Here is a 15189-nt window from a genome sequence, read left to right as displayed (position 1 = left end):
GGGGCCTACCCCGCCGGCTTGATGACCGACTCGAGCTTCGCCTGGATCGCGGTCAGCGCGCTCCGGGCGTCGGTCTTGCCCAGCCAGAAGTCGGCCAGCCCGTCGTCGAAGGCCTTCTGCATCTCGTTCCAGGCCGGGATGAACGGCGCCCGGTAGATGAACTCGCTGGACTCGCCGAAGACCTTCAGGTCGACCGGCTTGGTCATCCAGGCCGGCTTCAGGAACGCGTCGCTCTTCTGCACCTCGATGGCGGCCGGGACGTCCTCGCCGGTGGCGATGATCTGCTGCTGGGCCGGTGGCGAGGTGAGGAACTCGATCGCCTTGAACGCGGCGTCCGGATTCTTGGTGGTCCGCGAGATGGCCAGGCCGCTGCCGAACGCCGTCACCGCCTGCTGCTTGCCCCGCCACAGTGGCGCGATGTCCCAGTCGATCGTGGCCTTGGACAGACCGTTGATCGCCCAGAAGCCGGTCGTGTTCACGGCGACCTTGCCACTGGCGAACGCCGCATCACCGCCGACGTCGGCGCCCAGATCGGCGTACTGCTTCTGAGTCGGTACGACGCCGTGCTTGGTGACCAGGTCACCGGCCCACTGCAGAGCCTCGATCACCTCGTCGGTGGCGACTGCGGGCTTGCCGGCGTCGTCGATGATCTTGCCGCCGTTCTGGTACACGAAGCTCCACCACTGCGCCCACCAGCCCGCTCCGGAGTATCCCCACTGCTTACCAGGCACAGTGAGTTCCTTGAAGGCGCCGAGGGCGTCGTCCCAGGTCCAGTCCGCGGTCGGCGCCTTGATGCCCTTGGCCGCGAACAATCCCTTGTTGTAGTACAGGATCATCGCGCCGGAGCGGTCCGGGATCGCGTACACCTTGTCCTGGTAGCTGTAGATCTTGCCGATCGAGCCGAACCGCTGGGTGAGGTCGAGGTTCGCCTTCGTCGCCAGGTCGTCCAGCGGCAGCAACTGGTTCTTGCTGGAGTAGACGTTCACGTTCTCGGCCACCTGCATGATGTCCGGGCCCTTGCCGCCCGCGATCATCGTCTGCACCTTCTGCGCGTAACCGTCGCTGGGGATCAGCTGCAGCTTCACCTTCAGCTCCGGGTACTTCGCGACCAGCAGATCGATCCGCTTCTGGTACGTCGCCTTGTCGTTCTCGCCGCCCCACACGGTCATCACGAGTTCGGCCGAGCTGTCGCCACCGGAGGCTTTGTCTCTGTCCGCGCCGCAGGCCGTCAGCGTGATCATGCCCGCGGACAGGCCCAGTCCGAGGAAGCCTCGACGCGAGAGACCCCCGTTCGACGTCGATGCCATCGCCGTGCTCCTTCCGATCCGGGTTGAGGTGGGGGTTAACCTAACCATCAGAAAAACTCTTGCCAAGACCTCGGCGAGGATCCGGCCGAATCGTGACCCGATTCCTGTTAGCGTGAACAACCCACCACCTGAAGGAGTTTTCGTGCCGATCGACGAATCCGCGCCGGGCCGGCTGCGGTGGACCGCCGGGGCGGTTGCCCTCGACCTGCTGACCGACCCGGCCGCGCCGGTCCGGGTCTGCTCGCTGCGTCCGGGCGCTGCGGAACTGCCGGCCGAGCAGCTCGCGGTCAACCTGGTCGAGCTGAACCTGGCCGGTCAGGGGCGGATCCATCAGCCGCCGGGGACCCGGCACCGCACCTACGCGGCCGCCGATGCGCTCCGCCTCGTCGAGGTCACTGAGCAGACGGATGCCGAGGGCAATGAAGTTCTGTTGGTTCGGCAGGCATCCCCGGACCTCGAGGTCGTGAGCCGGCTCGAGAGCTGGGCCGGTATATCGGTCCTGCGTGCGACGACCGAGGTGATCAACCGAAGCGACGGCGAGCTCACCTTGACCTACGTCTCGTCATTCGCGCTGGCGGGGTTCGGCGGTGGGCTGAGAGCGGGCACGCGGATCCACCAGGCGCGGAACTCGTGGTGTGCGGAGTTGCGCTGGCAGGTGCTGACGCCGGAGCAGGCCGGTCTGGTGAGCATCCTGGGCTCGGGTGATCCGAAGGACCGGTTCGCCGCAACCAATGCCGGCAGTTGGTCGGGCGCTGAACTGCTGCCGATGGGTGCCGTCGAGAATGTCGCCGACGGGCTGACGTGGACCTGGCAGATCGAACACCAGGGTGCGTGGCACTGGGAGCTCGGCGGACTCAAGGAAGATCTGTACCTGCAGGTGTCCGGTCCCACTGATGGCGAGCATCAATGGCGGCAACGCCTGGCGCCGGGGGAGTCGTTCACCGCGGTTCCGGTCGCCGTGGCGGTCACTCGTGGTGGTCTCGACGACGGGTTGCGCGCGCTCACGTCGTACCGGCGGGCGATGCGGCGGCCGCAGGCGGACCACAGCGAACTGCCGGTGATCTTCAACGACTACATGAACTGCCTGTGGGGTGATCCCACCGCGGCCAAGCTGACCCCGCTGATCAAGGCCGCCGCCGAGACCGGCGCGGAGTACTTCGTGATCGACGCCGGCTGGTACGCCGATGATTCGGGCTGGTGGGACACCGTCGGGGCCTGGGAGCCGTCGCAGGTCCGGTTCCCGGATGGCTTCGGCAAGACGATCCAGGAGATCCGCGACGCCGGCCTGGTGCCCGGGGTGTGGTTGGAGCCCGAGGTGGTCGGGGTGCGGAGCGAGATCGCCGACCAGTTGCCGCCGGACGCGTTCTTCTGGCGGAACGGACGCCGGATCGCGGAGACCGGTCGCTACCACCTCGACTACCGGTCAACCGCTGTTCGCGAGCGGATGGACGCGGTGGTGGACGGCCTGATCGCGCAGTACGGAGTCGGATACTTCAAAGTTCGACTACAACATCAACCTACCGGGCACCGACGCGCTCGGGGAGGCTCCGGGTGCCGGGTTGCTCGGTCACAATCGCGCCTACCTGTCCTGGCTCGACGGCCTGCTGGACCGCCATCCCGGGCTCGTTCTGGAGAGCTGTGCGTCCGGTGGCATGCGACCTGACTACGCGATGCTGGCCCGGATGACGTTGCACTCGACCAGCGATCAGGTCGATCTGGTCGCGTACGCGCCGATCGCCGCGGCAGCGCCCAGTGCGGTCACGCCTGAGCAGGGTGCGGTGTGGGCCTATCCACGGCCTGTGCACACTCCGGAAGAAGCCTCTTTCGCGCTCGTGAATGCGTTGCTGGGCAGGATTCATCTGTCCGGGCGGCCGGACGAAATGAACGCTGAGCAGCTCACCCGCGTCGCCGCGGCAGTTTCGATGTACAAGGAACATCGCTCGCTCATTGCGCGGGCGGAGCCGCATTGGCCGCTCGGTCTCCCGGGCTGGTACGACGAACAGCTCGCCCTGGCACTCGTGGGTGAGGACACCGCATTGCTGGCGGTCTGGCATCGCGGTGACGGCGCCACGACTGTCGACGTACCGCTGCCAGGTTCTTGGCGAACCGCGGACGTGCTCTTCCCGACCGACCTGCCGACCACCCTCGCCCTGGCTGATGACCGGCTCGGGGTGAGTCTCCCCGCCGGCCCGGCCGCACGGCTCATCCGCCTGCAGCGCTGACCGGGTCGAGGTCTTGACCTCCACCACTGTGAGCGCCAACATGTGAGCGCTAACAGTCGTCCGAGTCCCCGGAAGGGAAAGTTGTGATGAAGAGGTTTGTGGCCACCCTGAGTGGCGCCCTGCTGGTGCTCGGTCTCGCGGCCTGTGGCGGCGAGGGAGCGGGTGGGACGACGGACACGGCGAGTCAGCAGCCCGCGGACCTGACCATCGGCGTGTCGATGCCGACGCAGACGTCGGAGCGCTGGATCGCCGACGGCAAGTCGGTCAAGGAGAAGCTCGAGGCGAAGGGGTACAAGGTCGATCTGCAGTACGCGAACGACGACATCCCGACGCAGTCGCAGCAGGTCGACCAGATGATCACCCAGGGCGCCGACGTCCTGATCGTGGCCGCGATCGACGGCACCGCGCTCAGCGGCCAGCTGCAGGCGGCCGCCGACAAGAAGATCCCGGTGATCTCCTACGACCGGTTGATCCGCGGCAGCCAGAACGTCGACTTCTACGTGAGCTTCGACAACTACAAGGTCGGTGTCGCCCAGGGCAAGTCCTTGCTGCGCGGTCTCGGCCTGGAGAACGCCGACGGCTCGAAGGGCACCAAGACCGGACCGTTCAACATCGAGCTGTTCGCCGGCTCGTTGGACGACAACAACACCCAGTACTTCTTCAAGGGCGCCATGGACAGCCTGCAGCCGTACCTCGACAACGGCACGCTGGTCGTCAAGTCCAAGCAGACCAAGGTCGAGCAGATCGCCACGCTGCGCTGGCAGCAGGAGGCCGCGCAGAAGCGGATGGAGAACCTGCTGACGTCGAGCTACAACGACGGCGCCAAGGTCGCGGGTGTGCTCTCGCCGTACGACGGCATCTCGCGCGGCATCATCACCGCCCTGCAGAACGCCGGCTACGGTACGGCGGCCAAGCCGATGCCGGCGATCACCGGTCAGGACGCGGAGATCGCCTCGGTCAAGCTGATCAACGACGGCGTCCAGAGCTCGACGATCTTCAAGGACACCCGCAAGCTGGCCGAGGAAGCCGTCAGCACGGCCGAGGCGTTCCTGCAGAAGAAGACGCCCGAGGCCAACGACACCAAGACCTACGACAACGGCGTCAAGGTGGTACCGGCGTACCTGCTGCCGATCCAGGCCGTCTTCAAGGACGACGTGACGAAGGCGCTGGTCGACTCCGGCTACTACACGGCCGCGCAGGTGGCCGCCGGTAAGACCAAGTGACCGACGTACTGCTGGAGATGCGGGGAATCACCAAGAGATTCCCCGGGGTGATCGCGCTGCAGGACGTCTCACTGGAGGTCCGGCGGGGCGAGATCCATGCGATCTGCGGTGAGAACGGGGCCGGCAAGTCGACGCTGATGAAGGTGCTGTCCGGGGTCTATCCGAGCGGTAGCTACGACGGCGAGATCCGGTTCGACGGCAAGCCGGCCCCGTTCGCCGGGATCCGGGACAGTGAGGCCGCGGGGATCGGCATCATCCACCAGGAGCTGGCGCTGGTGCCGTACCTGTCGATCGCGGAGAACATCTTTCTCGGCAACGAGCGCCGCGGGGCCAGTGGGCTGATCGACTGGAACCGGGCCAACGCCGATGCCGCGGAACTGCTCGCCTCGGTCGGGCTGGACGAGCGCCCGGTCACGCCGGTGATCCAGCTCGGCGTGGGCAAGCAGCAACTGGTCGAGATCGCCAAGGCGCTGTCGAAGGAGGTCAAGCTGCTGATCCTCGACGAGCCGACCGCCGCGCTGAACGACGTCGACTCCGCGCACCTGCTCGACCTGCTTCGCCGGCTCCGCGACCGGGGCATCACCTGCATCATGATCTCGCACAAGCTCAGCGAGATCACCGCGATCGCCGACTCGACCACGGTGATCCGCGACGGTCGCACGGTCGAGACGCTGCGGATGCAGGCCGGGGAGATGACCCAGGAGCGGATCATCCGCGGCATGGTGGGGCGCGACCTGGACAGCTTCTACCCGGTTCGCGACTCCGCGCCCGGAGCGGAGGTGCTCCGGATCGAGGACTGGACGGTGTGGCACCCGGTGCAGCCGCGCAAGGTCGTCGACGGCGCCGGCCTGAGCGTGCGGGCCGGCGAGGTGGTCGGGATCGCCGGCCTGATGGGCGCGGGCCGGACCGAGCTGGCGATGAGCGTCTTCGGGCGCTCGTACGGCCGCAACATCAGCGGCCGGCTGTTCATGCACGGCCAGGAGGTCCGGGCGCGCACGGTGGCCGAGGCCATCAGCAACGGCATCGCCTACGCCACCGAGGATCGCAAGCGGTACGGCCTGAACCTGATCGCCGACGTCCGGACCAACGTGTCGGCGGCCGCGCTCGGCAAGCTCGCGCAAGCGGGCTGGGTGAACGGCCACGAGGAGATCAAGGTCGCGGAGACGAGCCGCCGGGATCTGAACATCAAGACCCGGACGGTGCTGGACGTCGTTGGCACCTTGTCCGGCGGCAACCAGCAGAAGGTCGTGCTGTCGAAGTGGCTGTTCACCGATCCTGACGTGCTGATCCTCGACGAACCGACCCGCGGCATCGACGTCGGGGCGAAGTTCGAGATCTACACGATCATCAACCGGCTCGTGGCCCAGGGGAAGGCGGTCGTCGTCATCTCGTCGGAGCTGCCCGAACTGCTCGGCACCTGCGACCGGATCTACACGCTGTCGGCCGGCCGGATCACCGGGGAGGTCCCGGTCCGGGAGGCGACCCAGGAAGGCCTGATGGCGCTCATGACCATGGAGAAGGAGCTCGCTGGATGAGCACGACCGAAGACCGGGAGGCCACGGTGGCCGAGAGCGCCCCGGCCGCCGCACTGCACGCCGGGACCAGCGATCCCCGGATGCTGATCATGCGCAACCTGCGCCAGAGCGGTATCTACATCGCCTTCGTCGTCATCGTGGCACTGTTCGCCGTGCTGACCGACGGCGTCCTGCTCAGCCCGGGCAACCTCACCAACATCGTGCTCCAGTACTCCTACATCCTGGTGCTCGCGATCGGCATGGTGATCCTGATCATCGCCGGTCACATCGACCTGTCGGTCGGTTCGATCGTCGCGCTGACCGGCGCGGTCTCCGCCGTACTGGTCATCCAGCACGGCCAGCCCTGGGCTGTCGGGGCGCTGGCCGCCATCGCGGTCGGGGTCGCGGTCGGTGCCTGGCACGGCATCTGGGTGGCCTTCGTCGGGATGCCGGCGTTCATCGTCACGCTCGCTGGCATGCTGTTGTTCCGTGGTCTGACGTTGCAGGTGCTCGACAACGTTTCGCTGTCGCCGTTCCCGACGGCGTACCAGAAGGTGGCCAGCGGCTTCCTGAACGGGCTGATCGGCGGCAATGGGTACGACGCGTTCACTTTGCTGATCGCCGCGCTCGCAGTCGGTGGGTACACGGTCAGCGTGTTCCGCACCCGGCTGGCCCGGATCCGGTACGAGCAGCCGGTCGAGTCGTTCCCGCTGTTCGTCGCCCGGGTGCTGCTGGTCGCGGCGATCGTCATGTACTTCGCCTGGCAGCTCGCCCACGCCCGCGGACTGCCGATCGTGCTGATCGTGCTGGCCGTCCTCGTGATCGCCTATGGATTGGTAACCAAGAGCAGCGTCTTCGGCCGTCAGGTCTACGCGATCGGCGGGAACCTGTCCGCCGCGATGCTGTCCGGGGTCAAGGTTCGCAAGGTCAACTTCTGGATCTTCGTCAACATGGGTTTCCTGGCCGGCGTCGCCGGTGTCATCTACTCGTCCCGCTCCAACGGCGCCCAGCCCGCGGCCGGCAACATGTTCGAGCTCGACGCGATCGCGGCGGCCTTCATCGGCGGTGCCGCGGTCGCCGGCGGTGTCGGTACCGTTGTCGGAGCAGTGGTCGGCGGCCTCATCATGGCCGTGATGAGCAACGGCATGCAGCTGATGGGTGTCGAGCAGTCGACCCAGTCCGTCGTCAAAGGCCTGGTGCTTCTGCTGGCCGTTGCCTTCGACATCTACAACAAACGCCGAGCCGGTGCCACCCGATGACCATCGCTGGACCCGCAGTACCGCGAAGACTCCCGTACGTCGCTCCGCTACCACTGAGCGCCGTCCGGTTCGATCCTGCGTCGATGCTGGGCAGCTGGCAGGAGCTCAACGCGGTGGCCACGATTCCCCATTGCCTGGACAACATCCGGCGTACCGGCGTGATCGAGAACTTCCGTCGGCTCACCGAGGACGACCCGCCGGGCAAGTTCTTGGGCTTCTGGTTCGCCGACTCGGATCTCTACAAGACGCTCGAGGCGATCGGCTGGGAGATGGGTCGCAGCGGCACCGGCCAGTGGGCAGAGGTGCTGTCCGAGGTGGCGGATCTTCTAGAGAACGTGCAGGAATCCGACGGCTACCTCAACACCTACGTGCAGGGGACCGCGGGCCAGGAACGCTTCGGCCGTCTTGAACAGAGTCACGAGCTGTACTGTGCAGGGCACCTCGTCCAGGCTGCCGTAGCTCTGCACCGCGGTGGCGGTGACGAGCGCATCCTCGCGGTCGCGCGCCGAGTGGCCGACCTAATCGTCGACCTGCCGTTGATCGACGGGCACCCCGAGGTGGAGACCGCGCTCGTCGAGCTCTACCGCGAGACGGGCGACGAGTCCTACCTGCGTGCAGCCGAGCTGCAGGTCGAGCGACGGGGGCAGGAGACCCTGACCGGCGGTTTCGGCCCGCCGTACTATCAAGACCATCTCCCGGTGCGCGAGGCGAGCGAAGCCACTGGGCACGCCGTACGGCAGCTGTATCTGGCCGCCGGCGTCAGCGATCTCTACCTCGAGAACGGCGACGAGTCGTTGCTCAAGGCAATGGAACGACTGTGGGACAGTGCCTTCGGCAGCAAGATGTACGTCACCGGGGGACATGGGTCACGGCACCGCGACGAGGCGTACGGCGATCCCTACGAGCTGCCGCCGGACCGTGCGTACGCCGAGACCTGCGCGTCGATCGCTGCCCTGCAATGGTGCTGGCGGATGCTGTTGGCAACCGGCCAGGCCCGGTATGCCGAGGAGATGGAGCGCGCACTCTTCAACGCCATCGCCGCCTCCATGGCGACGACCGGTACCGCCTTCTTCTACTCCAACCCGTTACAGCTCCGCACCGGTCACGACGGTTCGAGCGAGGACGCGCCGAGCGAACGGCTGCCGTGGTACGACTGCGCTTGCTGCCCGCCGAATCTGGCCCGGCTGCTCGCATCGCTGCACGGCTACGCGGCGACCTCGGATGTATCCGGACTGCAGCTGCACCTGCTCAGCGCGGGCACGTTCGCCACGGACACGATGACCGCCGTCGTCGAGACCGGCTATCCCTGGGACGGCGACGTCGTGGTCACCGTCAGCGGACAAGGCGAGCTGGCGATCCGGGTCCCCACGTGGGCAGCTGATGCCGATCTCACCGTGACCGGCGCGACGGTGCTCGTCGATCCGGAGCCGGGAGCGTATCTCCGGGTGGCTTGTGAAGACGGCGCGAGGGTGCGGCTGAAGCTCCCGATGACTCCCCGACTGATCCGTGCTGACGAGCGAGTCGATGCTGTCCGCGGCTGCGTGGCGATCGCCCGCGGGCCGATCGTGTACTGCGTCGAGCAGGCCGATCTCCCCGACGGCGTCCTCATCGAGCAACTACGTCTCGACACCTCGGTGCCGATCACCGAAGAACGCGTACCCGACGACCTGACTCCCGTCCGGCTCCGCCTCGCGGCCATCGCCAGACCGCTGGACACGGACCTGTACGCGGCGTACCAGCCAGACCTTCCAGCCGGTACGCCGATCACTGTCACCGCAATCCCGTACCACGCCTGGGCGAATCGTGGGCCCGGCGCGATGCGGGTCTGGCTGCCCGTAGCTACTGCCCGTTAGAACGGCCGACGTAGACGTTGCGGGCGCGGTAGTAGGTGTCACCGGAGCAGACGCGGAACTGGCCCCGCCCACTGAACCCACTCGGCGCGGAACCATCGACTGTGCGGACTGTGCCGTCGGCCCCGCATCCCCGCCAAACCGTAGCGTCCGAAAAACCGGAGGCAGGCTCTCCGATCTTTCGGACGTTGGGGGACCTGCCGGGTCAGAAGCCTTGGGCGAGACGGTGGTAGGCCTGGGACCAGCGGAGTTCCTGGGTGAAGCGGCGGGTGGTGGTGTCGGCGTCGATGACCGCGAGTTCGGTGCGGGTCATCTCGGCGAGGTCGGCGAGTTCCTCGACGCCGATCGCCGTACTGAGGACCGTGTGGTGCGGGCCGCCGGCGGTCAGCCAGGCTTCGGCCGAGGTGCGGAGGTTGGGGCGGGGCTTCCAGACGGCTCGTGCGACCGGGAGCTGGGGGAGTGGGTGGTCGGGTGTGATGACGTCGATCTCGTTGGCCACCAGGCGGAAGCGGTCGCCCAGGTCGGCCATACCGACGACCACGCCTGGGCCGGGTGCGGCGTCGAAGACGAGGCGGACCGGGTCTTCGCGACCGCCGATGCCGAGCGGGTGGATCTCGACGGTGGGCGTGCCGGCGGCGATGGACGGGCAGACCTCGAGCATGTGGGCGCCGAGGATCCGCTCCGCGCCGGGTGTCAGGTCGTACGTGTAGTCCTCCATGAACGACGTACCGCCGGGGAGGTTGCCGGCAGCAACCTTCAGCGTGCGCAGCAGCACGGAGGTCTTCCAGTCGCCCTCGCCGCCGAAGCCGTAGCCGTCGGCCATCAGGCGCTGTACGGCGAGGCCGGGGAGCTGGCGCAGTCCACCGAGGTCCTCGAAGTTCGTGGTGAAGGCGGTGAAGCCGCCGTCGGTGAGGAACGCGCGCAGACCGGCCTCGATCCGTGCGGCGTACCGCAGGGATTCGTGTCGCTCACCGCCGGGGCGCAGTTCCGGTACGACGTCGAAGTCGTACTCCTTGAGCAGCGTGTCGACGGCGGTGTCGGAGATCTCGTCGACGACCGCGACCAGGTCGTTGACGCCGTAGGTGTTGACCGAGACCCCGAAGTGCAGCTGGGCCTCGACCTTGTCGCCTTCGGTCACGGCGACGTCGCGCATGTTGTCGCCGAACCGGGCGACCCGCATCGTCCGCATGGCCGCGTATCCGGCCGCCGCGCGGGCCCAGACCGCGATCCGGGCCCGGACCGCCGGGTCGGCGACGTGGCCCGCGACCGTCGTCCGGGCGACGCCGAGGCGCGTCTGGATGTAGCCGAACTCGCGGTCGCCGTGCGCGGCCTGGTTCAGGTTCATGAAGTCCATGTCGATCGTTGCCCAGGGCAACTCGACGTTCGCCTGCGTGTGCAGGTGCAGCAGCGGGGTGCGCAGCGCGTCGAGGCCGGCGATCCACATCTTGGCGGGGGAGAAGGTGTGCATCCACGCGATCACGCCGATACAGGAGTCGCTGGCGTTCGCCTCCAGGCAGACCCGGCGGATCGAGTCCGCGTCGGTGAGCACCTCCTTCCACACCACTCGCGGGGCGAGATCGCCGGACGCTTGCAGTTGTTCGGCGAGATGGCGCGACTGGTCAGCCACCTGGCGCAGGGTTTCTTCGCCGTACAGGCCCTGGCTGCCGGTCAGGAACCAGACTTCGGTCGAGGTCACAGAGGTCTCCGTCATCGTTGGCCGTACACGTTCTGATAGCGGTCGTAGAGCCGGTCGACGTCGTCCGCGGCGATCGTGACCAGGTCGCCCGCGGACCGGGCGAGGTGCACGGTGCGGGCGACGTCCTCGCACATCACTGCCGCCTTGACGGCGGCTTTCGCGTCCTTGCCGATCGTGAAGACGCCGTGGTTGCGCATCAGTACGGCGGGGGAGCGGTGGCCGGCCAGTGTCGCCACGATGCCGCGGCCGATGTCGTCGTTCCCGATCAGGGCGAACGGCCCGACCGGGATCTCGCCGCCGAACTCGTCGGCCATGGCGGTCAGCACGCACGGGATCGGCTCGCCGCGTGCGGCCCAAGCGGTCGCGTACGTCGAGTGCGTGTGCACGACACCACCGACCTCAGGCATCTCGCGGTACACGTAGGCGTGTGCGGCGGTGTCGCTCGAAGGATCGAGATCTCCCTCCACCACCTTCCCGTCCAGGTCGCACACCACGATCGCGGCGGGGTTCAGGTCGTCGTACGAGATCCCACTGGGTTTGATGACGAACAGGTCCTCGCCGGGCACCCGGCCGGACACGTTGCCGGCGGTCCAGGCGACCAGGCCGTAGCGGACCAGTTCGGCGTGCAGCGCACAGACCTCTTCGCGGATCCGGCTGAGCGTCATCGGGCCACCTCGTTCCGGAGGGCGCGAAGCCGATGGAGTACGCCGCTGCCGCCGTGTCGCTCGCCCGCGAAATAGTCGTGCAGGGCGCGGTACTCGGCGTACAGACGGTCGTACACGTCGGCGCGGTCGGGGTCGGGGACGAAGGCCGCCTCGGTGCGCCCGCCCATGGTGGCGGCCGCGGCCTTGACGTCCGGGTAGGCGCCGGCGGCAACGGCCGCGTGGATCGCCGACCCGAGGGCAGGGCCCTGGGTGGAACCGATGACCGACAACGGCCGGCGCAGAACGTCGGCGTAGATCTGCATCACCAGCTGGTTCTTCAGCAGACCGCCGGCGACGATGAATTCGTTCACCGGTACGCCGGACTTGTCGAAGGCGTCGAGAATCGTGCGGGTCCCGAACGCGGTGGCCTCGATGAGCGCGCGATACGTGTCCTCCGGTCGGGTCTCGAGCGTCTGGCCGATCACCACGGCGGACAGGTCGTGATCGACGAGGACGGAGCGGTTGCCGTTGTGCCAGTCGAGCGCGATCAGGCCGTGTCGGCCGACCGGTTGCTGCTCGGCGAGCGCGGCGAGGTGGTCGTGCACGGTGACACCACGCTGCTCGGCCGCGGCGTGATACTCGCTGGGTACGCAGGTGTCCACGAACCAGCCGAAGATGTCGCCGACCGCCGACTGCCCGGCTTCGTAGCCCCACAGCCCGTCGACGATTCCGTCGCGGACGACGCCACACATGCCCGGTACTTCGGCCAGTTCCTCGGACGACATCACGTGGCAGGTCGACGTACCCATGATTGCGACCAGCTGACCGGGCCGTACGGCGTCCGCCGCGGCCGCGGTGACATGGGCATCGACATTGCCAACGGCTACTGCGATGCCTGCCGGGAGTCCGGTCAGAGCGGCCGCTTCGGTGGTGAGACGCCCGGCCCGTCCGCCGAGCGGAGACAACTGGTGCCCGAGCTTCTCGGTGAAATCACCGAAGGCGGGATTGAGCGCCTCCAAGTATTCCCGCGACGGGTAGCCGTCCTCGGTGTGGATGCCCTTATATCCGGTCGTGCAGACGTTGCGGGTCTCGACACCGGTCAACTGCCACACGATCCAGTCCGCCGCCTCGATCCAGCGATCGGCCCGGCGGTAGGTCTCCGGGTCCTCCTCCAGCACCTGCAGCCCTTTGGCGAACTCCCACTCCGACGAGATCCGGCCGCCGTACCGTGACAACCAGCGCTCGCCGCGTTGCTCCGCGACAGCGTTGATCCGGTCCGCCTGGGCCTGTGCCGCGTGGTGCTTCCACAGCTTGGGCCACGCGTGCGGACGGAACCACATCCCGTGCACCTCACAGAGCGGCGTACCGTCGGCAAGCGTCGGCAGGACCGTGCACGCAGTGAAGTCCGTGCCGATCCCCACCACCTCGTCCGCCGAGACGCCGGCCGCCGCGACCGCCTCCGGCACCGCATGCCGCAGGACGTCACGCCAATTGTTCGGCGCCTGCAGCGCCCACGCCGGCCCGAGCGTGATATCCGACCCGGGAAGCCGGTCCTCGATCACCCCATGCCGGTACTCGGACACCGCCGTCCCCACCTCGGCCCCGTCCGAGACCCGAACCACCACGGCCCGCCCCGACAAGGTCCCGAAGTCGACCCCGACGACGTACCCGCTGTGAGCGTTAACACTCTCAATCATGGCGTGCCCTCTACGATGCGGCCAGGGATGGCGTGGTGGAAGAACTGGAAGCAGTTAACGCTAACAGTCAACCCGCCGCAACGTCACGGGGGCAGAGCGAGTTGCTGCCTACGGTCTAGGTGCAGGACTACGTAAGGGCGGGAACTACGTAATTCTCACCGACGCGCGCGGTGCGCGGGCGCTGCGAGGCTGCTGGTCATGGAGCTGATGACGAGGGGACCGACACGGACGGCCCGGGGGACGCTGCTGGCGACTTCGATGGCGACGATCATGGCGGCGGCGATCATCGCGCCGAGTCTGCCGGAGATGAGCAGGTACTTCGGGTCCGCCGTACTGGTGCGGCTGGCGCTGACGATCACGTCGTTGGCGATCGCCGTGAGTGCACCGGTGGCCGGTCGCTTCGCCGATCGATGGGGGCGGCGGCGGTTGCTGATCGGGAGCTTGCTCCTGTACGCCGTCGCCGGGAGCGCCGGCTACTTCGCGCGGGACCTCGCGGTGCTGATCGCGACGCGGGTCCTGCTCGGGCTGGCGGTCGGCGGGATGATGACGACGGTCAGCGCGTTGATCACCGATTGGTTCGACGGTCCGCGGCGTGCTTCGTTCCTGGGGTTGCAGCAGGCGTTCGCCAGTTTGGGTGGCGTGATCTTTCTGCCGCTGGCGGGGCTGCTGGCCGCTGGGAACTGGCGATGGCCGTTCTGGATCTACGTCGTCGCCGCGCTCATCGTGCCGTTCGCGATCAGTTCGGTGCGGGACGAACGCCGTACCAGGGGAGTGGCCGTTTCGCTCTCTGAGCGGCCGACCGAGTGGCCGCGGGTGCTGGGGATCTATGCCCTGGCGTTGGGAGCGACGCTGGTGTTCTTCATGGCACCGACGCAGTTGCCGTTCCTGATGGCCAGTCTTGGCCTGGGGCCAGTGGTCACCGGCATCGTCGTGTCCGCCAGTACCGTGACCGGGATTCTTGGTGCGCTGGTGTTTCCGGCAGCGCGTCGCCGGTTCACGCCGGCGACCATCACCGCCGCGAGCGTGGTGCTGCTCGGCGTCGGCTGGTCGGTGATCGGCAGTACGGCGTCAGTCGTCGTGGTGCTGGTCGGGCTGCTGATCGGTGGTGCTGGCGTGGGCGTCGTCGTACCGAACCTGAACCTGCGGCTGTCCGAACTTGCCCGCAGCAGCCAACGGGCTCAGGTCCTCGGCGGTCTGGTATCCGGCATCTTCCTCGGTCAGTTCCTGTCGCCACTGGTGGCGCAACCTCTCATTCACTCCCTCGGCATCCGCGCGACGTTTGCCGCCAGCGGTCTGGTGATCGCCGTCGCGGGTGCGGCCGCATTGGTCCGATTTATTCACAACGAAAGGAAAGTTCGATGATCTACCACGGCAACCGATTCACCCTGAAGCCCGGCGCCGACCCCGAGCAGGTCGAGGTCGCGCTGGAGAGCCTGCGCAACCAGGGCCGCTCGATCCCGGCGGTCAAGTCGTTCGTCGTCGGCCGTGACTTCGGCGGCGAGTTCGAGTACGGCGCGACCTACGTGCTCGAGGACCTGGACGGGTACTGGGAGTACCTCGTCCACCCGGCCCATCTGAACACCGACCGGGTCGGGCTGCCCCTGGTCGAGAAGTTCGTGTCGTTCGACATCTCCGACGACGACGACCCGGAGCTTGGTGCCAAGATCGCGGCGCTGCACAAGCGGCGCTACGACACCATGCCGGACATCAACGACCTGGTGTCGAATCTCCCGGAGTACGTCGGCAGCGCCGCCCCGCAGGCCCACGACGCCTGAGC

General features: G+C 67.6%; 12 protein-coding genes. 8 read left to right on the top strand and 4 right to left on the bottom strand.

What is annotated here, in order from left to right:
- Positions 1-5 precede the first annotated feature (5 nt).
- The gene (locus tag ACIA49_RS32565) at positions 6-1307 is read right to left on the bottom strand and encodes an ABC transporter substrate-binding protein (RefSeq protein WP_396381693.1); all 1302 of its coding nucleotides are present in this window, start codon (positions 1305-1307) and stop codon (positions 6-8) included.
- 142 nt (positions 1308-1449) lie between these two features.
- On the opposite strand from ACIA49_RS32565, the gene ACIA49_RS32560 reads away from it, so the two are divergent.
- From ACIA49_RS32560 to ACIA49_RS32535, 6 genes are all read left to right on the top strand, one after another.
- Positions 1450-2970 (top strand): alpha-galactosidase, encoded by a 1521-nt coding sequence (locus ACIA49_RS32560; protein ID WP_396381692.1) that lies wholly within the window; start codon positions 1450-1452, stop codon positions 2968-2970.
- Positions 2960-3529: a hypothetical protein gene (locus ACIA49_RS32555; protein ID WP_396381690.1), complete on the top strand. Its 570-nt coding sequence runs from the start codon at positions 2960-2962 to the stop codon at positions 3527-3529. The genes ACIA49_RS32560 and ACIA49_RS32555 overlap by 11 nt, the downstream gene beginning before the upstream one ends.
- A gap of 86 nt (positions 3530-3615) precedes the next feature.
- On the top strand, positions 3616-4752 hold the full coding sequence (gene chvE, locus ACIA49_RS32550; protein WP_396381689.1) for a multiple monosaccharide ABC transporter substrate-binding protein: 1137 nt from the start codon (positions 3616-3618) through the stop codon (positions 4750-4752).
- A complete protein-coding gene (gene mmsA, locus ACIA49_RS32545) occupies positions 4749-6287 on the top strand; it encodes a multiple monosaccharide ABC transporter ATP-binding protein (protein WP_396381688.1) in 1539 nt (512 codons plus the stop codon). The genes chvE and mmsA overlap by 4 nt, the downstream gene beginning before the upstream one ends.
- Positions 6284-7525 carry a multiple monosaccharide ABC transporter permease gene (gene mmsB, locus ACIA49_RS32540; protein WP_396381687.1) on the top strand — a complete coding sequence of 414 codons (1242 nt, stop codon included), beginning with the start codon at positions 6284-6286 and terminating at the stop codon, positions 7523-7525. The genes mmsA and mmsB overlap by 4 nt, the downstream gene beginning before the upstream one ends.
- Positions 7522-9378 (top strand): glycoside hydrolase family 127 protein, encoded by a 1857-nt coding sequence (locus tag ACIA49_RS32535; RefSeq protein ID WP_396381685.1) that lies wholly within the window; start codon positions 7522-7524, stop codon positions 9376-9378. Before mmsB ends, ACIA49_RS32535 begins: the two co-directional genes overlap by 4 nt.
- A 202-nt stretch (positions 9379-9580) precedes the next feature.
- Here ACIA49_RS32535 and araA read toward each other — a convergent pair whose 3' ends face one another.
- The 3 genes from araA to araB are packed head-to-tail and all read right to left on the bottom strand — an operon-like array spanning position 9581 to position 13412.
- The gene (araA, locus tag ACIA49_RS32530) at positions 9581-11086 is read right to left on the bottom strand and encodes an L-arabinose isomerase (protein WP_396381684.1); all 1506 of its coding nucleotides are present in this window, start codon (positions 11084-11086) and stop codon (positions 9581-9583) included.
- Complete coding sequence (locus tag ACIA49_RS32525) at positions 11083-11736, bottom strand: L-ribulose-5-phosphate 4-epimerase (RefSeq protein ID WP_396381682.1); 654 nt, start codon at positions 11734-11736, stop codon at positions 11083-11085. Before ACIA49_RS32525 ends, araA begins: the two co-directional genes overlap by 4 nt.
- Positions 11733-13412 (bottom strand): ribulokinase, encoded by a 1680-nt coding sequence (gene araB / locus ACIA49_RS32520; RefSeq protein ID WP_396381681.1) that lies wholly within the window; start codon positions 13410-13412, stop codon positions 11733-11735. Before araB ends, ACIA49_RS32525 begins: the two co-directional genes overlap by 4 nt.
- Before the next feature lie 198 nt (positions 13413-13610).
- On the opposite strand from araB, the gene ACIA49_RS32515 reads away from it, so the two are divergent.
- On the top strand, positions 13611-14774 hold the full coding sequence (locus ACIA49_RS32515; protein ID WP_396381680.1) for an MFS transporter: 1164 nt from the start codon (positions 13611-13613) through the stop codon (positions 14772-14774).
- Positions 14771-15187, top strand: a complete 417-nt coding sequence (locus ACIA49_RS32510; RefSeq protein ID WP_396381679.1) for a Dabb family protein — start codon at positions 14771-14773, stop codon at positions 15185-15187. The genes ACIA49_RS32515 and ACIA49_RS32510 overlap by 4 nt, the downstream gene beginning before the upstream one ends.
- Positions 15188-15189: the final 2 nt, after the last annotated feature.

The organism is Kribbella sp. NPDC051587 (assembly GCF_044453945.1).
GTDB lineage: Bacteria > Actinomycetota > Actinomycetes > Propionibacteriales > Kribbellaceae > Kribbella.
This window is presented reverse-complemented; position numbering and strand designations above follow the sequence as displayed.